General features: G+C 35.3%; 22 protein-coding genes. 18 read left to right on the forward strand and 4 right to left on the reverse strand.

Annotated elements, in window-relative coordinates; translation table 11 throughout:
• Positions 1–33 precede the first annotated feature (33 nt).
• The 9 genes from C7K43_RS11420 (at position 34) to C7K43_RS11455 (ending at position 8917) form a co-directional block, all read left to right on the forward strand.
• Positions 34–495, forward strand: coding sequence for a 3'-5' exonuclease (locus C7K43_RS11420; protein ID WP_124006945.1), 462 nt, complete (start codon positions 34–36; stop codon positions 493–495).
• Positions 496–664: 169 nt separating this feature from the next.
• Entirely contained in the window at positions 665–2269 is a 1605-nt protein-coding gene (locus C7K43_RS11425) for an RNA-directed DNA polymerase (RefSeq protein WP_226996661.1), read from the forward strand.
• 536 nt (positions 2270–2805) lie between these two features.
• On the forward strand, positions 2806–2970 hold the full coding sequence (locus C7K43_RS13230; RefSeq protein WP_157977751.1) for a hypothetical protein: 165 nt from the start codon (positions 2806–2808) through the stop codon (positions 2968–2970).
• Between the two features lie 224 nt (positions 2971–3194).
• Positions 3195–4748 (forward strand): IS21 family transposase, encoded by a 1554-nt coding sequence (gene istA / locus C7K43_RS11430; RefSeq protein ID WP_124006946.1) that lies wholly within the window; start codon positions 3195–3197, stop codon positions 4746–4748.
• Positions 4726–5499 carry an ATP-binding protein gene (locus C7K43_RS11435; protein WP_124006947.1) on the forward strand — a complete coding sequence of 258 codons (774 nt, stop codon included), beginning with the start codon at positions 4726–4728 and terminating at the stop codon, positions 5497–5499. The genes istA and C7K43_RS11435 overlap by 23 nt, the downstream gene beginning before the upstream one ends.
• A gap of 511 nt (positions 5500–6010) precedes the next feature.
• Positions 6011–6757, forward strand: a complete 747-nt coding sequence (locus tag C7K43_RS11440) for a glucose PTS transporter subunit IIA (protein ID WP_157977752.1) — start codon at positions 6011–6013, stop codon at positions 6755–6757.
• Between the two features lie 401 nt (positions 6758–7158).
• Positions 7159–7437, forward strand: coding sequence for an AbrB/MazE/SpoVT family DNA-binding domain-containing protein (locus C7K43_RS11445; RefSeq protein WP_124006949.1), 279 nt, complete (start codon positions 7159–7161; stop codon positions 7435–7437).
• 5 nt (positions 7438–7442) lie between these two features.
• Positions 7443–7772: a type II toxin-antitoxin system PemK/MazF family toxin gene (locus tag C7K43_RS11450; protein ID WP_124006950.1), complete on the forward strand. Its 330-nt coding sequence runs from the start codon at positions 7443–7445 to the stop codon at positions 7770–7772.
• Between the two features lie 263 nt (positions 7773–8035).
• The gene (locus C7K43_RS11455; protein WP_226996662.1) at positions 8036–8917 is read left to right on the forward strand and encodes an acetamidase/formamidase family protein; all 882 of its coding nucleotides are present in this window, start codon (positions 8036–8038) and stop codon (positions 8915–8917) included.
• An 890-nt stretch (positions 8918–9807) separates the two neighbouring features.
• On the opposite strand, the gene C7K43_RS11460 is transcribed toward C7K43_RS11455, so the two are convergent.
• Positions 9808–10944 (reverse strand): DNA cytosine methyltransferase, encoded by a 1137-nt coding sequence (locus C7K43_RS11460; protein WP_069028661.1) that lies wholly within the window; start codon positions 10942–10944, stop codon positions 9808–9810.
• Between the two features lie 144 nt (positions 10945–11088).
• On the opposite strand from C7K43_RS11460, the gene C7K43_RS11465 reads away from it, so the two are divergent.
• Together C7K43_RS11465 and C7K43_RS11470 are read left to right on the forward strand one after the other, a co-directional pair.
• Positions 11089–12165, forward strand: a complete 1077-nt coding sequence (locus C7K43_RS11465; protein ID WP_124006952.1) for an HpaII family restriction endonuclease — start codon at positions 11089–11091, stop codon at positions 12163–12165.
• A gap of 453 nt (positions 12166–12618) precedes the next feature.
• Positions 12619–13878, forward strand: coding sequence for a transposase (locus C7K43_RS11470; RefSeq protein ID WP_226996663.1), 1260 nt, complete (start codon positions 12619–12621; stop codon positions 13876–13878).
• A gap of 216 nt (positions 13879–14094) precedes the next feature.
• Here the strand turns inward: C7K43_RS11470 and C7K43_RS11475 are convergent, their stop codons facing one another.
• The gene (locus C7K43_RS11475; protein WP_069028663.1) at positions 14095–14529 is read right to left on the reverse strand and encodes a very short patch repair endonuclease; all 435 of its coding nucleotides are present in this window, start codon (positions 14527–14529) and stop codon (positions 14095–14097) included.
• Positions 14530–15475: 946 nt separating this feature from the next.
• Between C7K43_RS11475 and C7K43_RS11480 the strand changes: the two genes are divergently transcribed.
• The 3 genes from C7K43_RS11480 (at position 15476) to C7K43_RS11490 (ending at position 18140) form a co-directional block, all read left to right on the forward strand.
• Positions 15476–15979 (forward strand): hypothetical protein, encoded by a 504-nt coding sequence (locus tag C7K43_RS11480; protein WP_124006953.1) that lies wholly within the window; start codon positions 15476–15478, stop codon positions 15977–15979.
• 179 nt (positions 15980–16158) lie between these two features.
• Positions 16159–17109 carry an acetamidase/formamidase family protein gene (locus C7K43_RS11485; RefSeq protein ID WP_124006954.1) on the forward strand — a complete coding sequence of 317 codons (951 nt, stop codon included), beginning with the start codon at positions 16159–16161 and terminating at the stop codon, positions 17107–17109.
• 200 nt (positions 17110–17309) lie between these two features.
• The gene (locus C7K43_RS11490; protein ID WP_124006955.1) at positions 17310–18140 is read left to right on the forward strand and encodes a competence protein ComK; all 831 of its coding nucleotides are present in this window, start codon (positions 17310–17312) and stop codon (positions 18138–18140) included.
• A 377-nt stretch (positions 18141–18517) separates the two neighbouring features.
• On the opposite strand, the gene C7K43_RS11500 is transcribed toward C7K43_RS11490, so the two are convergent.
• Entirely contained in the window at positions 18518–19687 is a 1170-nt protein-coding gene (locus tag C7K43_RS11500) for an ImmA/IrrE family metallo-endopeptidase (protein WP_124006957.1), read from the reverse strand.
• Between the two features lie 175 nt (positions 19688–19862).
• Between C7K43_RS11500 and mazE the strand changes: the two genes are divergently transcribed.
• Both mazE and C7K43_RS11510 read left to right on the forward strand, forming a co-directional pair.
• A complete protein-coding gene (mazE, locus tag C7K43_RS11505) occupies positions 19863–20099 on the forward strand; it encodes a type II toxin-antitoxin system PemI/MazE family antitoxin (protein WP_226996664.1) in 237 nt (78 codons plus the stop codon).
• Positions 20100–20255: 156 nt separating this feature from the next.
• Positions 20256–20870, forward strand: a complete 615-nt coding sequence (locus tag C7K43_RS11510) for an HAD family hydrolase (RefSeq protein ID WP_124006959.1) — start codon at positions 20256–20258, stop codon at positions 20868–20870.
• 497 nt (positions 20871–21367) lie between these two features.
• Here C7K43_RS11510 and C7K43_RS11515 read toward each other — a convergent pair whose 3' ends face one another.
• Entirely contained in the window at positions 21368–21748 is a 381-nt protein-coding gene (locus C7K43_RS11515; RefSeq protein ID WP_124006960.1) for a hotdog fold thioesterase, read from the reverse strand.
• Between the two features lie 142 nt (positions 21749–21890).
• Here C7K43_RS11515 and menB point away from each other — a divergent pair, with 142 nt between their 5' ends.
• Positions 21891–22709, forward strand: a complete 819-nt coding sequence (menB, locus tag C7K43_RS11520; protein ID WP_124006961.1) for a 1,4-dihydroxy-2-naphthoyl-CoA synthase — start codon at positions 21891–21893, stop codon at positions 22707–22709.
• 92 nt (positions 22710–22801) lie between these two features.
• The gene (locus tag C7K43_RS11525) at positions 22802–24253 is read left to right on the forward strand and encodes an o-succinylbenzoate--CoA ligase (RefSeq protein WP_124006962.1); all 1452 of its coding nucleotides are present in this window, start codon (positions 22802–22804) and stop codon (positions 24251–24253) included.
• The last annotated feature ends 8 nt before the right edge of the window (positions 24254–24261 follow it).

A 24261-nucleotide genomic window follows, 5' to 3' on the forward strand; every position in this document is an offset into this window, starting at 1 on the left:
ACTTTAAAAGACAAAGTAAATTTAAAAGAGGGGATGGATCAACTAGCTAATAGGGACCTTACGATCGGTCAATGTATAGATAGAGCAGAAATAATTTTAAATATCCAAAACGATCCGTTTGAAACTTTTATAAAAGACCGAGGAGTATATTTATGGCAACGAATTAAAGAACTTCCATTTAGTGAATATGTACGCTCTATTGAGTATCAAAAAGAATACTTGCCTTTTGCTACTCAGCATAGTATTAAAGGTAGTGAGTTTGATAATGTATTAGTTGTTTTAGATAATGGTAATTGGCATAATTATAACTTTGAAACTCTATTTAAAGAAGTAGAAGTTAAAGATACTGTTATTACACGAACGAAAAAATTATTTTACGTATGTTGTACTCGAGCAAAAAAGAATTTATGTGTGTTTATGCCAACTTCAGATACTACTGTAATAGAAAATGCTAAAGAACTATTTGGGGAAGATAATGTATTTCACTGTGGTTAAACTAATAGATATATACATAGTGGAGCAATGATTGAAGATAGGTTTAGATAGCTATGTATTAATTTAATTGATGTTTGGTTCTTAACTTTTATTATCGAACTGAACATCTATTTTGACTAATCATGTTAAAAAGAAGAATATATTGTTTTATATAGAAAAGAGTGAAAAAGTGGCTGAACGACGTAGAAGCGTTTTGGAAATGAATAATACCGAAGCAAAAGTTTTTTTTATGAAATCCGAAAGCTATTTTAATGCAAAATTGCCGGATTATATAAAATTTGACGCAGCTTTAAAGTCTGCTGAAAAAATTTTAAAAAATAAAAAGGGTCAACCAAAAGATATAGAATCAGTAGCTGAACATAAGACATATAAAGAACGTGATGATTTAAATTATACAATTATCATGAATAAAAATGGTCATTATTCTTGGCGCCCACTAGTTCTTATTCATCCAATATTGTATGTGGACCTAGTTAATTATATCACTAACAAAGATAACTGGAATGAATTGTTAAAAAGATTTGAAGAGTTTCAAAATGAGAGCAATATAAAATGTTACTCAATCCCTTTAGAAGCAACTAACCAATCCAAAAAAACAGATACTAGCGAAACGATTCTAAACTGGTGGGAACATTTTGAACAAGAAAGTATAGTGAAAAGTATTGATTATCAGTATGCTATGTTTACTGACATTACAGATTGTTACCCATCAATCTATACGCATTCTATAACTTGGTCATTATATGGTAAAGAGTATGTGAAGAAAGATAAAAATAAATGTAAAGGTTCATTTGGGGATAAAATCGATAAAAAAATTTCTGGATTACAATATAATCAGACAAATGGAATTCCACAAGGATCTGTACTAATGGACTTTATCGCTGAATTAGTTTTAGGTTATGCAGATCTAGAGCTATCTACAAGTTTGAAACAAGAAGGCTTGGTAGAAGATTACGAAATAATTAGGTACAGAGATGATTATAGAATTTTTTCAAATAGTAGAGAACAGTTAGAACACATTACTAAATCTTTATCTGAAATATTAAATGAATTAAACTTTAAATTGAATTCGAAAAAGACCTTTATAACAGAAAATATAGTTACTGACTCTGTTAAACCTGAAAAGTTGTATTGGGAACAAATTATTAGTAGTTTTCGGAACGTTTCTGTGCTCGACAACAAGAAGGGAACAGTCACTTATAGTATTTCTTTACAGAAACATTTATGGGAGATCAAAAAATTAAGTAATAAATTTCCAAACTGTGGGATCTTAAAAAAAGCTTTAACCAATTTTTATAAAGAAAGAGTAACTAGGATAGGTGCTACAACCAAGACCTCAGATATGCTTCCCTTAATAAGCATACTTATAGATATTATGACTAATAATCCTAACTGTTTGTCACAATCTATTTTAACTATTGGAACATTATTAGACCATATAGAAGATGATGGTAGAGCACTTCAGATTATTGAGGCTATTCTAAATAAATATAAAAAGAAGTCTAACACTGAGTTTTTAATTGTGTGGCTTCAGCGATTAGCATTACTATTTCCTGGTTATCCGTTAAAGACACTGTATATACAAGATCGTCCACTTACTTATAAAGTAGAGCATCAAGATGGGACGAAATTGTTTACAGACGATTGGTTGAACAAGTCTGAACAAGGGAAGTTTGTTGAAGATAATTTAATAGATGATGAACAAATTAAGAAGATGAGAAGAGGAATTAAACTTTCAGAGATTAACATTTTTGATGATTATTCCGTAGGTTAATTATTAACCTACATAAAAAACTGATGTTTTAATATTTAATCAACCAATAAACTTGCTAACAGAATTACATGAATGTCGGATTGATGAAAAATATCAAATTAAAAATTTAAGAGATCGTGAAAAAGAGGTGAAGTTTATATAATTATATAAAAGTATAAAGTATTAAAAATCATTGATCTTAGTTTGAAGTACTAAAGGCTTACTCAAATAAGGATTAATAATAATAATTTGCGTACATTCTACATTTGAAAACGAAGAAATTATTTGAAAAATAGCGTGATGATACCTATTAAAATCTTATGAGTAGGTTTTCTCTGAAGTTATCAGATTATAAAGAACCTTGTGTTAATTAATGATAAGCATTAACTGGAACTCAAGTATATTTTAAATCTTCTTGACACCGATTACATCGTGGATTATATTATTCATTAGTAAAATACGGACTGTTACTGACTCGATCAGGCATAACCTACGTTCAAAAACATGCTTTTGGCTTGTGTTTTTGGCGTATTTTTTTGGAAAGGAGGTTTAAGTGGTTGAAGTTTCAAAAAAAGATCAATAATAGTGTGGCTTGGGTTATTAATGAGCAAAATGAAAAAGTTGAGTATTGCGGACGCATTGAGCCACTTCTGCGGAGTTGGGAGCCAGCTAATGCGGAGAATGGAGCCAGTAAATGCGGAAATATGGAGCCATTGAAATAGTTTCGTACTATTCTGGATACGCCGCTCTCAAAGAACCACTTTGACGGAATGGATGGAGCCAGTTAAAACGCCATTTTGAGGACCATCTGAATCGCTAAATCTAGAGCCAGTCAAGCTAATGATCCTTCTACGGATCACTAGCTTTTTTGCTTCCTTGGGCAAACTCCGGTATAAATAAAGTGTGCAAGGGATACTTTGTACAAAATTAATTGGAGGTGGCAATAATGCCCAACTATTTAGAGATTCTCAGGCTTCACGAATTGTCGGTGAGCATGCGTCAAATTAACCAATCGGTCGGTTCTGGACGCAATACGGTCAGTAAGGTTCTACGAATGGCACGAGAAAAGCAATTAACCTATCACGAATTGTCGCAATGGGAGGAACAACGCGTGGAGGAATTCTTTCGTTCTAAAGCCACGAAATCTAGCCAGAGACAGTCGCATTTTGTCCTGCCGGACTATGAACAGTTAGCCAAAGAACTCGCCAAACCAGGCGTCACCATGCAGCTTTTATGGGAAGAATATGTGGACCAATGCCGACAGTCGAATCTTGTTTATTATCAGCTAACCCAGTTTAAAAAGTATTTTCATGAGTATTTAGCCAAGCAGCCTTTTGCCCACGTCATTCATCACAAAGCAGGAGAAAAAGTCCAAGTAGATTGGGCAGGAACGAAAGCTCATTGGATCGATCCGGACACGGGCGAACAAATCAAGGGCGATCTTTTTGTCGCTGTTTTGCCCTTCAGTGGGTATTCCTTTGCTTTAGTTTGTCCCAATATGAAGCAGGCAAGCTGGATTCATGCGCATATTCAATGTTTTGCCTTTTTTGGAGGGGTCCCTACGTTAATTATTCCGGATAACCTAAAAGTGGGAGTAACCAAACACACGCGCTCAGAAGTGATTCTTAATCAAAGCTATGAAGAATTTGCGAACGCTTGTCATACGGTCATTATCCCTGCACGTGTACGCAGACCACGTGATAAAGGGGCCGTTGAAAATACGGTCAAGCAATTGACGACGCATTTAATCGCTCGTATACGTAACTATCAATTCTTTAGTATGGAGGAATATAATGAACCGTTAGCGATTGAGTTACGAAAATTTAATCAGAAACCCTTTCAAAAGAAAACGGGTTCTCGCCAATTCATTTTTGAAACCATAGAACAAGCCGCTTTACAGCCATTACCCATCTATCCTTATGAGTATGGTAAATATAAAACCGCAAAGGTTTACGCCAACAGCCATATTAGTTATCAAAAACACTACTATTCTGTTCCTCATGCTTACATTGGAAAATCAGTCACTTTAAAGATCTACACGAAGGTTTTAAAAGTTTTTGACGGGTCTACGCTTTTATGCCAGCACACCACACAATACAAACATCCTGGACAATATACAACAGAGGCGGAACATTTACCGGAAAATAGTGCGCATTACGGTGACTGGAATAGTTCTCGTTACCAAAAATGGGCACGACGTATAGGCCCTAACGTGGCGATTGTGGTGGAAAGAATGTTTTTGGAAGCCAAAATTGAACAACACTATTATCAACGTGTTCATGCATTATTAAAATTGGCAGACCCCTATTCCGACCAAAGATTAGATCAAGTCTGCCAACAAGCTTTAGAAAAGAATAGCACTCCTAGCTACTCCCTTCTCAAATCACTACTTGAAAAGCAAGCTAAGAACGCTTCTTTTTTCCAGAATAGCACGTCATCCACCCAGGAACAAGCTTATTTGAGAGGAGCCGATTATTATGACAACAACTTCTCCAAATAAAAAGATCGAAGAGCTAACACAAAAATTAAGGCAGATGCGTTTGCCTATCATGGCCGCTCAATTACGCGCGATTTATACAGAAGAATTGGTCGATTCCATGACGCCCCTGGATCTATTGGAACAACTCGTTACCGAAGAATTTTATACTCGTAAACAAAATGCGATCGATAGGAATCGTAAAAAAGCGAAACTATCAAACACTACAGCTCATTTAGGAGACATCCATCACTCTCCCGAACGAAAAATCAATGCGCAAGTACTAGAGCAATTAGCCACCAATCAATACATTTATTCCCAACGGAATGTGATCATCCAAGGAGCTACCGGCACAGGAAAAAGTTATATGGCTAACGCGCTTGCCAACCATGCTCTTGAAGCCAGCTATACTGTAAGATATTTTCGTATGACAGAACTCCTCAACGAGTTACACTTAGCTGAACTGGAACATGAAATGGTCAAACGGCTGAAACAATTAACCAAAGTGGATATTCTTGTCATTGATGATTTTCTCCTCACTCCTACAAGTGAACTCGAACAAAAATATTTAATGGAAGTTTTTGAACTGCGCAATCGCTCCAAACCGCTTATTTTATGTTCCCAAATGAGTACCGCCGAATGGCACAAAAAATTAGGCGGTGGCGCCATAGCCGATGCCATATTAGATCGGGCGATCTCTAATGCTTATCAACTAATCATTGAGGGCAGTTCTCAACGAAGAGCTCCTTCGACTGGTTCCAAAAACAACGATTAAGAGGGTTCCCAAAAACGCGATTTACGTGGTATCGTAAATCGCGTTTTTATGGCTCTTTGGCGACGCCGTTTGCAAACAGAAGACGAATTAGTTAGAGCGGGAGGTAATTTATAATCATCTTATAGTTATGGTCTATTCTTCCGTACTTAGCGGTCTAAAGGTCTGCACTGTTGGTCTGTTTTAAATACCGTATTCAGTTCTTTTATTCAACCGAAAGTTGAGGAAAAGAACTTTTAGAAAAAAGAACACGCCATTGTTTAGGATCTCTTGGAAAAATTTATAAATTATTCAGAAAGTATTATTTAGCTTTCAGTAGTCTTGTTTATTTATAGCGTTCCTTATACGAATAAAGTAGTTTTAACTATCATACTTTTCAAACGCACGATAAAAAGAGGTACGCAATTCTTGACTTTTATCTAATTTCCATACTACCCATGGTTGTAACATATAAGTAACTGCGGGGATTTTAGCATTATTAGGTATTACAGAACCGGCTATGTATGGGGTGACTTTGAAGTTAAAAAAACCTTTTATCGGAGCGATGACAGGTGGAGCAATCGCTGGGGCAGTACTTAATATATTCAGTGTTAAAAGTTTCAGTATGGGGGTACCAGGACTGATTGTACTTCCGGGTTATGTGGACCCCAATAATGGAATGAACTTCCCAATTACCATTATGGGCTCAATTCTTGCCATTGTAGTTGCTTTTTCCGTTACCTGGATTATAGGATTCGAAGATGAAACGACTGACGAAGTTGAAAAAGTTGATTCTTCAGCAAATGTAGAAAAAACTTCGGGAGAACAAATTAAAATAGCTTCTCCAGTGAACGGACAATTTGTTGCTGTTGAAAATCTTAGCGATGAAACCTTTGCTCAACAAATTATGGGACAAACCACAGCTATTCAACCAAGTTCAAATGAAATTGTTGTACCATTTGATGCTGAGGTCACTTTAGTGGCAGAAACAAATCACGCGATAGGAGTGAGAAGTAGTGAGGGGATTGAGTTATTGATTCATTTAGGCATTGATACTGTTGAATTAAAAGGAGAAGGATTTAAACCGCAAGTAAAACAAGGGGATCAAGTAACACAAGGCGATCTACTGATGGAAATGGTTGTAGAATCTATCAAAGAAGCAGGTTATGATCCAGTGGTATTAAGTATCGTAACCAATACTGCTGATTACTTAGACGTTATTTCAACGGCAACAGAAGAAGATATTGTTGTGGGAGATAATATAGCTGCCGCAATAAATTAAGATGAAGAACATGATAGTTATTGGTTCACCTATTTGCGTATATCGAACAAATAGGTGAAGCTTTGGAAAATAGTAGTGATGTAGATCACAATGATTGTAGAGAAAGTATTTTAAATTGTTGTCTTAAAGATACTTTTGATTGGTACAAACAAGTTATTACAACAATTGGAGAAAATTATGGTTGTAATAAAGAGAGAAACTGTAAAAAGTTTTAATAAAAGAGCCTAGGAAATGGCAAAGAAAATCGTCTATTTCCTAGGCATTTTTGTTGAGTGAAAAGGAATATAGTGGAATTTATGCTTTGATAGGTAACGTGTTATAACCTTAAGTATACATTTCTTGCTTTTATTTTGTTTTTTTAGTAAGATGTAAGAAGTAAGACATCTGAAGGAGGGATTTTTATGATCGACCAAGTAACTCCTAAAACTTCTAAAGTTTCTAGTAAAGGACAAGTTGTTATTCCAGTTGAACTTCGTCGTAAATTAGGTTTACAAGATGGCGATCAAGTCACCATTGATGTTAATGATAATAATGAACTTGTTCTTAAAAAATTGCCAACTGCTTTAGATTGGCATAACTTAATTACGTCTATTCCTAATGAAAAGGTTGATGTTGATCAAAATGGCCATTATAATCCCAAAAAAGCTCCGCATTTTCATGATTGGATGAACGAAGACTAACTTTTATGGAACCTATGGAACTTTATATTGCTGATGTTCCTTTTGACGAAAACAATCAATCTAAAATTCGGCCAGCTTTAGTTGTGGAAGTTAAAAGTAAGTATGTTACTTTATTCAAAATCACCAGTCAATATACGCATAAATCTGAAACAATCAAAGAGCTTTATTACCCCATTAAAGATTGGCATGCAGCAGGATTAAAAAAAGCTTCTTATGTTGATACACATCGTACTTATGATGTGACTAAAGCAGCAGTTTTTAAACGTCGTCCCTTAGGGAAATTAACTGCCCTTGATATTATGGGTCTGTATAAGTTTATTCAAAAAAAGTATTAGTTTTGTCTGAACTAATGCTTTTTTCTTGAATTAACTTCATTTTTGATACTTAATTACGCTTATTGATGTCCTGCGCTAGAAAGCTTGGCAAAAGCTATAACAGTCAGACAAAATAATAAATAACTGTTCTTTCAATTGCTTATTCCCAATTACTTTGCTATATTTAAGGTTAAATAACAAAGGGAATGTAAGAAAAGGCAAAAACTCATAAATGTACAACGGATACAGTTCACTACACTTAGTACAAAGAGCATGAACTTATTTTGATAATTGATAACGGTGACAAGGTGGTTTTTGAAACAAGAGAAGTATCGGATAATCAATTTAATTTTCACTCAACGACAGAAGCGATTTCGGAACTTAATTGGGATTATGTTTATCCTCTTTCTGGTCCAGTTTACATCAATGGTGCGGAACCAGGAGATACCTTGGCTGTAGAAATCCTTGATTTGAAAACAAAACGCTGGGGATGGACGGCGGTTTTACCTGGTTTAGGATTATTAGCTGAAGACTACCCTGATGCATATTTGCGTACCTTTGATTTATCAGATGGAAAGTATATTCATTTTAGTGAAGATATTAAAGTCCCAATTGAACCTTTCTTAGGAACAATGGGTGTTTGTCCTAAAGATGGAGATGGTACTCCGATTATGCCTCCTGGGAATTTTGGTGGAAACTTGGATGTACGACAATTAACCGTAGGAACGAAGCTGTACTTGCCAGTACAACAAGCTGGAGCACTGTTTAGCTGTGGAGATGGTCATGCGGCACAAGGTGACGGAGAAGTATGTGTGTCGGCTCTAGAATGTCCAATGTATGCTAGCTTGAAATTCACAGTAATAAAAGCAGCAGAAAAATCAATCCCATCCCCACAGTTTCAAACGAAGGGTGGTTTAACCCAAAAAGTAAATCACGATGATTTTTACGGCACGACAGGCGTAGGACCAGATTTGATGACGGGCGCTCAGGAAGCTTTACGTTCGATGATTGATTACGTATCTGAAACTTATTCCATTGAGAAAATCGATGCATATTTGCTTGCTAGCCTTTGTGTCGATTTGAAAATATCTGAAGTTGTTGACGCAGGACAGTATGTTGTCAGTGCATTATTGCCGCTTTCGATATTTAATGACTCACAGGAATAAATTTTTATTCGATTAATTTATTAGGAATTCATCAAATAGACGTAAAATAGTAGTACAATATCACAACTACGACATTGTACTATTATTTTTTTATAATATACAATTATTTTTATAATTTATCATTTTTGATATCTAGAGTAAGAACGTTTCGACATCCTTCAATATCGTAGCCGACAATGTAGAATTCTTTGGATACGATGGTGCTCACGAATATTCATATAGCGCGACAAACAAAAAGAAAGAATGAGTAGCATCTTTAAGCTCCTAATGCTGCGTTGATACCATCTGTTTGATTAATTTGGAAATAAATGATTTTGCAAACGTCCTCTGTAAGTAGTTCAATTCTTTATATGATTTTTTGGATCAAAATGCTCTGGTATTATCATTTTTATCAGTTATCAATTAAGAGTAAAGAGTGCTCGCTGGTTGATAACGTTCGGAAAGTGTGGGGCTAAAGTCACTTTTCAATGAATATATAATTTCAAGGTTCTTATAAGAATTGTAAAAGTTCGAGCATAATGGAGTTGCTTTGAGAAAAACGTCCTTTTGCTCGCTCGTAACGTAAGTCCAGCTTATATGCATTGATTCTACTGTCCATTCATCAATTAATTAAAATCGTAATCATTAATATTTCGTCACGCCGCATTTGTGAGTCGTTTTTTTGAATTTCTTGGCCTTCAAAGGTAAGACACATGAGATTTATCGAGGTCGATCCTATTCAAGTACGCTTTTTTGTTAAAAACAGTATACAAGTAACTATAAGTCAGAGTCCTTTTATTGCTTACACAATTACATGATCATAACCTAGGGGATTTTTGAAATTTATTAGTTGTTACTAATTACAGTTTAAAAACATTTTATTTAAAATATTAATTTTCATTAAACTAATTCTAATAGATCTTTTTTTGTGTTTTAAATAATTCAGCTTTCATTTCGCTAGCTACTGCTTGCATCATGGGCACTGCTACAGAATTACCGAACTGTTTATACATCTGAGTCCGAGAAACAGGCACAACGAATTCATCGGGGAACCCCATTAATCTTTTACATTCAAGTTTAGAGAATAACCTTATGCCAGTTTCTCCTCCTTTTACAAAAGTTCCTGTTAAACGTTGGATTTTATGATAACTTGCTACTAATGTTTTTGCTTGCATAGTCGAATTTTTATCCACTAACTGAGGCTTGCCATCATTTTTTTTAAATAAATAATTATCTTGTAAATGTTTTGATATTGAATAGCCGTCAGGTGCGGTCTCTAAAATTGTGCCGACAGCTTTTTTAGAATATACGTTTCCAGCAGGAAAGTTAAAAGTATTTATTTTTAAATCTTTTCTCATACCAACAATTACTAACCGTTTTCGTATTTGTGGTAAATTAAAATTTTGAGCATCTAAGACTTTATAAAAAACATCATAGCCTTCATTAATAAGAGAATTATAGATGATATTGAAAGCCTCTCCACTTTGTATTGTTAACAGGCCAGGAACATTTTCAAGTAAAAACATTTTAGGCTTGTGATAGCTAATAATTCTTAGGACATCAAAAAAAAGTGTACCTTGTGTAGCATGTTTGAAGCCTTCACGTTTTCCAATCATTGAGAATGGCTGACATGGAAAACCAGCTAATAAAATATCATGTTCTGGTATATCTTGTTCTTTTATTTTTGTTATATCGCCTTCAGGTTTTTCGTTGTAGTTAGCTTCATAGGTTTTTTGAGCGTATTTGTCCCATTCTGAACTGAATACACAGGTAGAGTTTTCGTCTTCAAATGCTTGTCTAATTCCTCCTATTCCAGCGAACAAATCTATAAATTTTAATTTATCAGTCACTGAATCCACATCCTTTTGTTTAGTTACATTCAATCCAGAGTTAATTAAATATAAGCATTTTTTATTAAAACTGTTACATTGGTCAATATTTAATGAGCGTATTTTTTCATATAAGTCTTCCGATAGATATATAGTCTTTGCAACTTTTTTATTTTGGTTAGGTTTTCTTCCAGAACCTTTTCTATATCCGCCTCTCATATTAAAAACTCCTTATAATCTTTCATTTAATATACTCTATTTATTTTGATTTTGCAATTAAAAAAATCAAAATAAGCCCGTTTCTTTTTATTATTTTTAAAATATGAGATAATCCGTTAAAAGTGTATAGAAAGAGGGAAGATTATGAGTAATAAGTACAATAAAGGAGAATGGTCAGAATTATATGCATTTTTGTATTCATTGACTAATGGTGTAATATATGGTGCAGATGAGGATTTAAATAAAGATAAGAATATTAAATATAACGTTGTATCAGCATTTCAAAGTGACATAGAATATATGAGAAATCTAGAAAAAGAAATTGTAGAGTTTATAATCAATGGAGAAAGTTGTTTCGTAACAATTGAGGACTTAAAAAATAATACAGAAAGATTATTCTATCAAATTAAAGATGGACGTGGGAGCACGTTTGAAATACCTGATATTGAAAGCCTTATAGAAAAGTTGGGTATCAGAACTTTGAAAGCTGGCAATAGACTGAAAGGTGACTTAGTTTTAAAAATACATGACCCCATGATTGCCTCGGAACCAGTATTAAGTTTTAGCGTTAAGTCGCATATTGGAAGTAAACCAACACTTGTAAACTCTTCAAAAGGTACAAACTTTTTGTTTAAGATTGCTTCAGCTTCAGGATCAGAGGAACTTTCAAATGAAGTTGTAGGTGAAATTAATGGTATTACAGGAAGTGGGAAAATCAAAAAAAGAATTTCAGAAATTTATGATAAAGGAAATACTTTAGAGTTAAAAGAAGTATCGTCAGCAGTTTTTTCAAGAAATCTCAAAATGATAGATTTTAAAATGCCAGAAATATTAGCTGCGTTATGTTTAGAATCGTATTTTGTAAAAGGGAAAAGAATCCCAGATGTTGTTGATTCATATGCAGCAAACAACTCTCTAGAGGATAAGGGACTAATTGAGTATAAAGTTAAGCAGTTTTTAATTGCTTGCGCATTGGGAATGGTCCCTTTGACTCCATGGGAAGGTTTAGAAGAAGCTAATGGAGGCTATCTAGTTGTTAAGGACGACGCAGATGTTCTTTGTTATCATATTTACAATAGAAATAAGTTAAGCCAGTATTTATACACACATACGACTTTTGATACACCTAGTACGAGTAGATATTCAGTTGGCAAAATTTTAAATGATCAAATAACTGGGGAAAGAAATTTTAGATTAAATTTACAAATAAGATTTTCTTAAAAAATTAGTTACGCTGACAGAGTTAAAATAAAGCGTAACAACTTTTTTAAGTTTTTTAATGAGGCTAAAACATAAGTTATTTTTATAATAAAACATCCAAACTATAAAGAAGAGAGACTTTTTTTAATATTTAGAAATGTCCTAATAATAATTCGTATGTTTTTTTGCTTTATCTTTATCTATGTCACTATTCCATTCGAAATTATTTTTAAATGGGTTAGATGTAACAAAGTAGAAAATTGCATCATTATTATAAAAAACAAGCATATCAAAAGTCATTTTGTGTTGTTTTTATTAAAAACGTTTATTTTTTATATTAGAATCAATTTCATAATTCATTGCCTTGTTAAATCCTTGATATGACAACACGTTCAAAAAACACAAAAAAGGAACCTCCCCATATGGTACACTTAGGTTGTCCTAGACAGACAAGTACGCCAGGAGGGATTCCTTATGTCTATTATACAACAACCAACTTTATTTGACATCGATTATTTAGAAAAATTGGATATTCAGGAGAAGTATAAAGAAATTTTCTCCCCAATCGATTGGACAAAAGTGTTAGATTTATTTCAAAAAGATACGAAAGTCGGTCCGTCTATTACCGTCAATTATGAAGCGGTCCTCCGTTCCTTAATGGCACGTATTGATCAGAAAATTCCTACACAAAAAGCCTTGATTCAACGTTTGAAAAGTGATTTACGTTTGAAACTAAGCGTCGGTTTTCTTTATTCTGAACCCATTCCTTCAGAAGCCACCTATTCGCGAGTGATGGCGATCTTGGCAAACCATCTTTCTGTTTTGGAAAGGATAAACCAGCAATTACTCCAACTCATTCATGAAGAGTTGGACATTTTTACAGAGAATGTGGCGATTGATGCGACTTCGATCGAAGCACGGACAAAGCCTGTAAAAACAGATAATCCAAAGCTCCCATCGACTGAAGCACAACGAAGCATGACCACAGAAGCCATTCTTGAGACCCTACCTTCTTATGCTTCATGGGGCGTGAAGAAAAATAGTCAAGGCAAGAATTATTTTTGGTTTGGCTATAAAGGGACACTCGCTGTTTCTACGAAAAGCCAATATATTTTAAACATGCATATCGCTTCTGCTTTTGCTTCAGATGTTACTTTAGCGATTCCCACCATTCGCAAGGTGGCAGAAGCGTTAAGAATGGAAAAAGAGGCCCCTTATCTCTCTTTAGATAAAGGCTATGACGCCAAAGAAATCTATCAGGAATGTCACGCCTTAGATATCGAACCCATCATTCCATTAAAACGAATAGCGAAAAACGATGGCGAAGTAGACGCTCACTACGCACCGACCTGTCTGCTTGAATATGGCTATAAATATGACAGTTATGATAAAAGATATGGGGCGTTGAAATATGCTCGACCCGAAAAATATTGTAGAGATTGTCCACTACAGCACGAAGGACTTTGCCAAAAAGTCATCAAAGTCAAACAAATGAATGACCCAAGAAAGTATAATCATCCAGCTCGAGGAACGCGTGCCTGGAAATTGAAATACAATGAACGAAGCAGTGTCGAACGTGTTAATGGGTATTTAAAAGAGAATCATCAGCTTGATGATACCCGTTTTTATCAGCCCAGTCATGCGATTGCTTTTTATCACTTGATCCAGCTCACTTATAATGCGCGAAACTTTGCCAATCAACGTGTCGCTAAGACAACGAAGAAAAAGAAATAGTCATAGAATTTCGAAAAAATCACACAATTCGAAATTGGATGAGTGTTTGCTTTTTTGGAAAAGTGAATTATGAAATTGGTTCATTAATATGTCTAAGTTTCTGCGCAAAGTTTTTCAGCAATGAACTGTAAAGAATAATAAAGATACTTAGTGCATGTATAACTTCTTGTACAAAAAGTTATGTTACTTAGCTTATGCTCTCTTTTGCATCTTTCCCTAATTCATATTATTTTTTTCATCAACTGTTTTTAGAATTTTTTTTACACAATCATCTGTTTTTTTCAATACTTCATGACTTTCCCAAAAACGAAGGACTGTCCAGCCTAGCTTTCTTAACTCTTCATTCTGATATTTATCTCTAGCTATATTCTTTTCAATTTTGGAAATCCAGTATTCTCTATTTGATTTAATTCGTTCTTTTTTAGTTCTCCAATCATAGCCGTGCCAAAATTCTCCATCTACAAAAACAGCAATTTTATATTTTGTTATCGCAATATCAGGTTTCCCAGGTAGTCTTTTATAATTTTTACGATATCTAATACCATGGTGCCAAAGTTTTTTTCTCAACAATACTTCTGCCTTTCCGCCAGTTGATTTGATTTTTGACATCATTTGTGAACGGTATGCAGTGGTTTTCATTTTTTTTGTCATGGTTGTTTTCCTCATTCTAAGTAATTTTGGTTATAAAATACGGAGTTATGTCAATATTTATCACATTTTTTGAAAATATTTTTTCCAAAATGATGACATGGGGCTCGTGGGAAAATTTCTCAAAAAATGTGTAGAAGAAACCAGAGTTCTCCATCAGTTTTTGAACTTAACCTTGTGTCTGCAGAGATGTTATAAAAGTTTCTTTTTTAACTGGTTAGGTTCTTAGCTCCTTTAACTGGAGCGAGAATGTTTGGAAGTGTAATAGATCAATTTTATCGTTTTGGGAATACCAGTAGTAACTGTATCGGGTGAGCTTGATGTCCTTCATCAATTACCTCATAAATGGAGAAACTAACGGTTATTCTTTCATAAATAGCATTATAATCTTTTTAGAATATCAGTTTTCTGCTTTAAATTTTGTATATCCTGGTCTATTTTTAGAGAAAGGCTTGTCTTTTTCCATTTCTTTATTCGATGAATATTTATAAAATGTTTGATAATTCCATATTCGTACGTCAGAGAAGCTATATTCTATCCTTACTTATTCAATTGAAAAAACAATTATTTGTTTTATTGTTATATTGTTTTGCTGTAAATAGATATTCTTTCGTAGAATACCATAGCATTTTATGAAAATGTGTCTGCAAAACCAGTTTAACACCAGTTATTTAGTAGAGCAATATTGTGTCGATAGATATTGCATTACAGTTTTTTTATGATAGAATACCAAACGAAGAGCTAAAATTTAAGAAAAACTAGCTAATTTGTCAATATATATATAATAGTTCACATTTTTTGTAATTTTTTCTGTAAAGCGTTTTCTTTTTCGTTTATTTATTCTATAATAGATGTAATCCAATATGTAAGGAGCGAAAAAAATGGAAGAAAAAAATAGCTCTATTTCAGAGCTAAACGCTGAACGAGACGTAAACGAGCAAAAGAACCGTTGGAATATAAGCCTAAGTTCACAGACCTTTCCTGTTTTAGAAATCGAGCAATAAATGAACCTGTGGATTTAGACAGGCTTTGTAATGAAATTAGCATTGGAACAAACGTTGATTTTAATGAAGAGCTCTACGCTATTATACCTTGTATGAGTGAGTCTGCGTATACGTACGTTATATATCAAAATACGATAAAGTTAGTTGAATTAGGTACGGATACTATCTCTGAAAAATTTTTATATCATTATTGGAAGTTAGGATTTGCGGAATATAAACAAACGATAGAAGATTTTTTAGGCTCGAATGCAAACAGTATTCCATTATCTTGTGAAATTTTTAATTTTATGCCTTTTAGTATTTCCTCACAGCCGAAAAGAGATATATGGATTAATCCTGGGCGTATAAAAGAATTAAAAATTATTTCTGATAAAAAGACAGTCGTTTCATTGTTTAATAATTTTGTTTTTTATTTAGACCGTAAAGGAAGTTCATTTATGAACGGATGAATCGAACTTTTTTAGTGTACGGTATTGTAAAGCGTTATTTAGGTATTATGCCAGATGCCTTTAAAATGGGGCTGTTAGAGTAACTAAACATTTCTTCCTCTTACAACTCTAATCTCCCAATTGCTTATTCCTAATTACTTTGCTATATTTAAGGTTAAATAACAAAGGGGGCGTAAGCAATGGCAGAAACTCATAAATGTTCAACAGATACAGTTCACTACACTTGGCACAAAGAGCATGAACCTATTTTGACAATTGATAGCGGTGACACGGTGGTTTTTGAAACAAGAGAAGTATCGGATAATCAATTTAATTTTCACTCGACGACAGAAGCGATTTCGGAACTTAATTGGGATTATGTTTATCCTCTTTCTGGTCCAGTTTACATCAACGGTGCGGAGCCAGGAGACACTTTGGCTGTCGAATTCCTTGATTTGAAAACAAAACACTGGGGATGGACGGCGGTTTTACCTGGTTTAGGATTATTAGCTGAGGACTACCCTGATGCATATTTGCGTACCTTTGATTTATCAGATGGAAAGTATATTCATTTTAGTGAAGATATTAAAGTCCCAATTGAACCTTTCTTAGGAACAATGGGTGTTTGTCCTAAAGATGGAGATGGTACTCCGATTATGCCTCCTGGGAATTTTGGCGGAAACTTGGATGTACGACAATTAACTGTAGGAACAAAACTGTACTTGCCCGTTCAACAAGCTGGGGCCCTGTTTAGCTGTGGAGATGGTCATGCGGCACAAGGTGATGGAGAAGTATGTGTATCGGCTTTAGAATGTCCAATGTATGCTAGTTTGAAATTCACAGTAATAAAAGCAGCAGAAAAATCAATTTCTTCCCCACAATTTCAAACAAAAGGTGGTTTAACCCAAAAAGTAAATCACGATGATTTTTACGGCACGACAGGCGTAGGACCAGATTTGATGACGGGCGCTCAGGAAGCGCTACGTTCTATGATTGATTATGTATCGGAAACTTATTCCATTGAGAAAATCGATGCGTATTTACTTGCCAGTCTTTGTGTGGATTTGAAAATATCCGAAGTCGTTGATGCAGGACAATATGTTGTGAGCGCCTTATTACCACTTTCAATATTTAATGACGCACAGAAATAAATTTTTATTAGATGGACTGACTTGAAACGGCAGGATGGTTGTATGCTTTAGGCTTTTTCTCAGGTATACTAAGATTAGTAGTGTAATATCACGCTGGTGGCATTGCATTACTATTTTTATAAAAACATTCAGTGAAGCGTTTTCTTTTTCGATCATTTATTCTATAATAGACGTAATTAAATAAGTAAGGAGCGAAGTAAATGGAAGAAATGAATAGCCCAGAATCGAGGCTAAACGCTGAATATAAAGCAAACAAGGACATAAAAACGCTAGGATACAAACCTAATTTAATGAGTCTTGCTGGTTTTATAAACCGAGCGATGAATGAGCCCGTGGATTTGGACCAACTTTATACAGAAATTAGTATTGGAACTAGTGTCAATTTTAAAGAAGAAATTTATGCCATTATACCTTATGAACGAGAAAGTGCTCATACCTTTATTGTCTATCGCGATACGGCAAAATTAGTTGAATTAGGGACGGATGCTATCGCTAAAAAATTTTTGTGTCATTATTGGAAAATGGATTTTGCTGGATATAAACAAACGGTCGAGAATTTCTTGGGTTATAACGCAAAAAATATTCCATTAGCTTGTGAAGAATTTAGTTTAATGCCTTTTAGCATTTCGAGAGATCCGGACATAGATATATGGTTCAATCCAGGTCGTATATGGGATACAAACCTAATTTCAGGTAAAGAAAAAACGATTATTACATTGTGCAATGGTTTTAGTTTCTATTTAGATCGCAAAGGGAAATCCATCTATGAACAAATGTATCGGGCTTTCATCGTGCATGGGATTTTAAGACGGTATAGAGGTGTTGCGCCGGCAGAACCGACAATGGGATTGTTAGAATATCTCGACATTTCTTCCTCTTCTGTGACACGCAAGGTAACCAAGGGGTTAGAATTCCGGCATATCCCAGGTTATGAGAAAGATTTTTGCGAAATCTTTTTAAAGCTACATGATCAATTTGTTAAATTGGGTGAAAAGCAACGAATCTTGTCTAGTCTTAATATCTCGGAATAGTAAAACACTTATTTAACGCTATTATTTATAACTTGACTTTACCTACAAAGGCTAAAGTCGAGTTTTTTTCAGTGTTTTTCTTTAAAAATAATTTTCTTAAGCGCGTTCGATGGCAGTGACAGTTTTGACGTGATAGGCCGGTTTTTTGTAGTGAAAGAACGTCCTAATCGTTTACTTCATAATCTTTTGACTGTCTTTTTTTATAGGCTGTTTTTTGTTTTCTCATTATTCCCAGATTTTAATCGTTATCCCTTTTGGTAACTGCTTTCTGAAAATCAAAAAGAGAAATAACGCTGGCGCCAAAATGCTTCGCTACATTCGGGATTTTTACATCCCCAGTTGGGCTTCCGGCATTTAATTTACTATTTGATACTTCATTAGTCATAACAACACAATTTTTCAATCTTATCAAAAGTTTTTCTATTCGTGTTTAACAATCGATAGGCATCTGTATATTGGGTGTTACCACTTTTTATATCATTGGATAGAAATTCAAAGAACCTTTTATCTATTCTAGAGGTAGCATTATTGATTCCATCCCCACCAACTTTTTTCTTTCGGTCTTTTTCTTTTTTATAGTACTTTAAACTTTCACTTCTTAACTTATAGTACTCTTCTTCATCAATGTATTTATTCTTTAATGCTTTAACAGCTACAGCTAACATGCTAATTTTACATTTTTGAGCAATATCCTGAATTTTATTAAATACGTTCTTTTCAGTGTTTTCCATCCATAACTCTTTAAAATAAGGAGCGGGGATGCACAATTCAGAAGCAATATTATTACACAATACTTCTAAATCATTTCTGTATATGGGATTACTGACATTATTATCATTAAACAGATCACTTTCACCTAGAAAAATATGAGCTAGCTCGTGAAAAAGAGAAAAAATCTTCCCGCCGTTACTATCTGTACTATTAATAAAGATTAAAGGGGCGTACTCGTCAACTAAAACAAAAGCTCTAAATTCGTCCACATTCAAAGGCCTATGAGTATTTGCCTTAACTATTCCGTTTTGCATAACAAGTATTCCAGCATTTTCAAATTTACTTCTTAAATAATTGAAAGATTTATTGCCTTGACAGTCTAAGAACCATTTTTCGTTTAATTGCAAAGTTTTTCTAATGTCTTTAGCAATTGCTTGGATGCTGTCTTTTTTAGTAAATTTTCCTACAAAGTTAAGTTTTTCGTAGCTATTTCTGATTAAGAAGTCTCTCATCCAATTTTGTTTATCTTCCATGTCGTCTATTGTTTCCAAAAGGTCCCTGCTTGGTTTATCTACTTCATTATTTAAAATTGTTCTATATTCAATTAGAGAAGAGGACTCCTTTTGAATGTCATTTAATAAAAGATAGCCAAAGGGGACTTTGATTTTTTTGCTTAACTGATTGAGTTGATTAAAAGTGGGTTGTGCTGATGAATCTAACCAACCATTAATATTTTTTAAATTGGCATCTTTTTCTAAATCTTCCAAATCAACGTTGCTTGTTTCAATGTAGTACTTGATAACGTACGGAGTTATTGGTACTCGTGCAGCAACCATTTTAATCACCTTCCTCTCTTCTATAGTATAACATGAAAGTTTATAGCAAGGGCAAGCTAGGTTTAAAAAAAGACTGAACTTTTCCTTCGTTTTACTTTTTACACAATTATCAAGTGTAGTTATACTTGGTTATTTTGGTGTTAGCAAGTATAATCAAATTGAAGAGGTGATTTCCATGCTAAAGACAAAAGCAAGAGCTCAAGGTAGATCTATCGTGATTACCTTGCCAGCTGAAAAAGAGTCAACGGTTTTTCCTGGTAAAGAATACCTCGTGTCTTACGGGGATGATGGAACGATTGTTTTGTTTCCTGAAATTGAAGATCCGTTTGCTGATGTTACAGAAGGAGCTTTTTACGAATCAGATGTATGGGAAAATATGCCAGCAGTTGGTAAAGAGGCGCTGGATGACTAATCACTATATACCAGAAAAGGGAGATAGGGAGTGGATTGCCTTTGATCCTTCTATTAAAATAGATTCACCAACTAGATACAGTCTTTCATAAAATGACAAAACAAAAGGATTTCATAAAGCTAAAAGATAATCAAATATTCTTGGGAGCATCTGTCTATGATAAAAAATATTGTTTTTGATATGGGAAATGTACTGATCAAATATGATCCTAGCCAGTTTATTGGAGAATTTACTTCTAATGAAAAGCACCAACAAATGCTATTGGAGAAAATTTTTTATACAGATGAATGGGAACAATACGACGAGGGGACAATTACCAAAGAGGAAATCATAGCTAAAGCAAGAAATCTCTTGCCGAAAACACTTCATTCCGCTATTCCGATCGTTATGGATACCTGGTTTGAAAAAATGACGCCCATATCGGGTATGGAAGAAGTGGTTGAAACCTTAAAGAAGAATGGTTATTCTGTTTATCTTCTATCCAATGTATCTCAGGATTTCTATTCTTTTAGAGATATTGTTCCAGGAATGACGTATTTTGACGGAATATTTATTTCGTCCGACTGGAAGTGCATCAAGCCAGACGCTAAAATATATCAATTATTTTTTAATCATTTTCATCTTGTTCCCACAGAAAGTTTTTTTATCGACGATTTAGCCATAAACATCGAAGCAGCTGCCAGTCAAGGCATGCAGGGGCACGTATTTGATGGAAATATCTCCTACCTGTTTTCTTCTTTGAAAGAAAAGGGTGTAATGATAATGATTTAGCTCATTTTTTTAATAAAGAAAGGTAAATGTTTTGAGTCGGAAAAAAGCGCATTCATATTTTAGAAATAGTATGCTATAATGGATTACGAAACGAGAGAATCTTTGCTGCAAGACAGCACAAAAGCCAGCTCCTACTCATTATAGGGCTGGCTTTTTTTACGTTAGATGCGTCGGCTAACGTGTGCAGTTGGATAGCAACTTGTTATCAATCGTCTTTGTCCTTTTCTTCCAATCAATGAGAAAATAGCTCAAATTTTTAAGGCAAAGTAAATACGTAGGTGAAAGCGTGCTAAATATGTACGTTTTTAATCTATATGCTATAATAAACTTGCGAAATGTGATTAATGTGCAACTGAGCCACCAGGAAACCACCCTACGGCAATAGGGCGGTTTTTTCTTTTTACTAGTCAATCGAAGTAGGGTCCAAAAATAAGATTTACGGCCCCAAGTCAGTCAAAGAGAGGGCCAGAAATGCCCCCTTCTTTATTAAACTTTCTTCACTTTTCTTTTGCAACTACCCCTAGCGTGCATCGAGAAACACAAATCAGTTGGTCATTTTCGTTGGTGATATTGATTTGCCAAACCATAGTTCTTCGACCAATATGGATGGGTGTTGCTTTGGCAGTGACCGTTCCTGCAGCTTTGCTTTTGATGTGATTGGCGTTGATTTCTATGCCAAAAATCGTTTCGCGTGTAGAATCGATGTTGGCAACTGCGCCGATGCTAGCGGCTGTTTCTGCCAGAGCAGCGCTGGCGCCACCATGTAAATACTGGGCTGGCTGACGGGTACGGTGATCTACTGGCATAGTCATGACGACCCTATCTTTTTCTACGGAAACAATCTCCATGCCCAGAGCCTCCATTAATGTATTTTCCATTTTTCTTCATCTCCTCGTCTTTTAGTGTAGGAAAGGAAAGCAATGGTGTCAATTTTATCTTAAGCGGTTTCCTTGAGAAATCGGAGAAAAAGTAATAAATTGGATTCGCAATCATTTTTTAAATAACGAGGAGGAATTCGAAATGGAAGTCGCTTGGGAAAAAGCCGGAGACTATGAAGAAATTATTTATGAAAAATACAATGGGATCGCTAAGGTCACGATGAACCGTCCGGAAAAAAGGAACGCCTTTACACCTTTGACAGTCAATGAGATGATCGATGCGTTTGCGGATGCTAGGGATGATTCCTCTGTGGGTGTGATTATTTTGACAGGCGCAGGCGAAAAAGCTTTTAGTTCTGGTGGTGACCAAAACGTTCGAGGCAATGGTGGTTATGTGGGTAAGGACCAAGTACCACGTCTAAATGTTTTGGATTTGCAACGATTGATCCGTACGATTCCGAAACCAGTGATTGCGATGGTCGCAGGTTATGCGATTGGCGGCGGTCATGTGTTACATGTTGTTTGTGATTTAACAATTGCAGCTGATAACGCCATTTTTGGTCAAACAGGTCCTAAAGTCGGGAGTTTTGACTCTGGTTACGGCGCTGGCTTACTGGCAGAAATGATCGGACAAAAACGTGCTCGAGAAATGTGGTATTTATGTCGTCAATATGATGCTAAAGAAGCCTTTGACATGGGTTTGGTCAACAAAGTCGTGCCGTTGGACCAATTGGAAGCAGAAACTGTGCAATGGTGCCGTGAAATTTTGGAAAAATCACCAACCGCTTTGCGCTTTTTGAAAGCCTCTTTCAACGCTGCGACTGATGGCCTGGCTGGCTTACAACAAATGGGCGGCAATGAAACCCTCTTATATTATACGACCGATGAAGCCAAAGAAGGCCGTGATGCTTTTAAGGAAAAAAGAAAACCGGACTTTGATCAGTTTCCACGTTTCCCTTAATGGTGTCTTAAATATAGCAACTTTTGTTTAATAGCAGGAGTTGCTATATTTCGCTATGGATTTAATTTATTGAGAAAGTGAGTTTTTAAATAATGACTGAAGTAATCCCCCATTGGTTAACTAAACAGGCAGACTTGAAACCTGACCAGTTAGCACTTGAATATAATGGAAACGAAAAGCTGACTTTTCAAGAGCTATGTCAAGCCAGTCAATCGATGGCTCGACGATTAGCCAATCTAGGTGTTACAAAAGGAAGCCATGTGGCGCTGTTATCGCAAAATGATGTTCATATGGTGATCCTCATTCATGCCTTAAGTTATCTGGGAGCCGTGGCTGTTTTATTAAACATCCGCTTAAGTTCTGATGAGTTACAATTTCAGATCGATGATGCAAAGGTACATTTGTTAGTGGCATCAGATCGTTTTAGTGAAGAGATGGCAGAGATCGATGTTACTCAGAAAAAAACGTTTTCTGAACTGCAACAAACGCCTGAAAAAAAAGTTGCGCTTCAAGAGGAACTGGCGTTAAGTGATCCTTTTACCATCATTTATACTTCGGGCACCACAGGTTTTCCTAAAGGCGTTGTGCACACTTATGGGAATCACTGGTGGAGTGCGATCGGCTCAGCGCTTAATTTGGGTATATCGGCCCAAGATAAGTGGTTGGCTGTGTTACCGTTATTTCATGTGAGCGGCTTGTCTATTCTATGTAAAAGCGTGATCTATGGCATGCCTATTTATTTGATGGAAACTTCTGATCCAGAAAAAGTGCATCAGGCATTGATGAATGAAAATATTACCATGATTTCTGTGGTGACAGTGATGTTGCAGCGTTTGTTAGAAAAACTGGGGAATAAAAGCTATCCTGAACAACTGCGGTGCATGCTGTTAGGAGGCGGACCTGCGCCCAAACCTGTCCTTGAACAAGCTCGTAAAAAAGAAGTACCGGTCTTTCAAAGTTATGGCTTAACCGAAACTTCTTCGCAGATTGTGACCCTAAGTCCACAAGATGCCCTGCGTAAAATTGGTTCTGCGGGGAAACCCTTAGTTCCCGCCCAATTAAAAATTAAAGCTCAATCTTCACAAAATGTGGGTGAGATCTATGTGAAAGGACCGATGGTAACCAAAGGGTATTTCAACAACCCAGCAGCTGATCAAAAGGCGTTTCAAGCAGGCTGGATGAAAACAGGAGATCTAGGTTATCTTGATGAGGAAGGATTTTTATATGTAGTGGATCGCCGGAATGATTTGATCATTTCGGGCGGTGAAAATATTTACCCTTCTGAAATCGAAAGTGTGATCACTGAACTTACTGACGTCCAAGAAGTTGGTGTGACAGGCAAGCCAGATGATAAATGGGGAGAAGTACCGGTCGCCTTTATTGTAAAAGACAAACAAAAGAGGTTAGATGGAGAAGTGGTTCAGGCTTATGTGAGAGAGCGTTTAGCTTCCTATAAAGTTCCCAAACAGATTTATTTTGTTGTCCAACTACCCAGAAACGCCTCCAACAAACTCATGCGCCATAAGCTTCGCGAGTGGCTCTAGTGATTTTT

Source organism: Tetragenococcus koreensis (assembly GCF_003795145.1).
In the GTDB taxonomy this organism is placed as follows: domain Bacteria; phylum Bacillota; class Bacilli; order Lactobacillales; family Enterococcaceae; genus Tetragenococcus; species Tetragenococcus koreensis.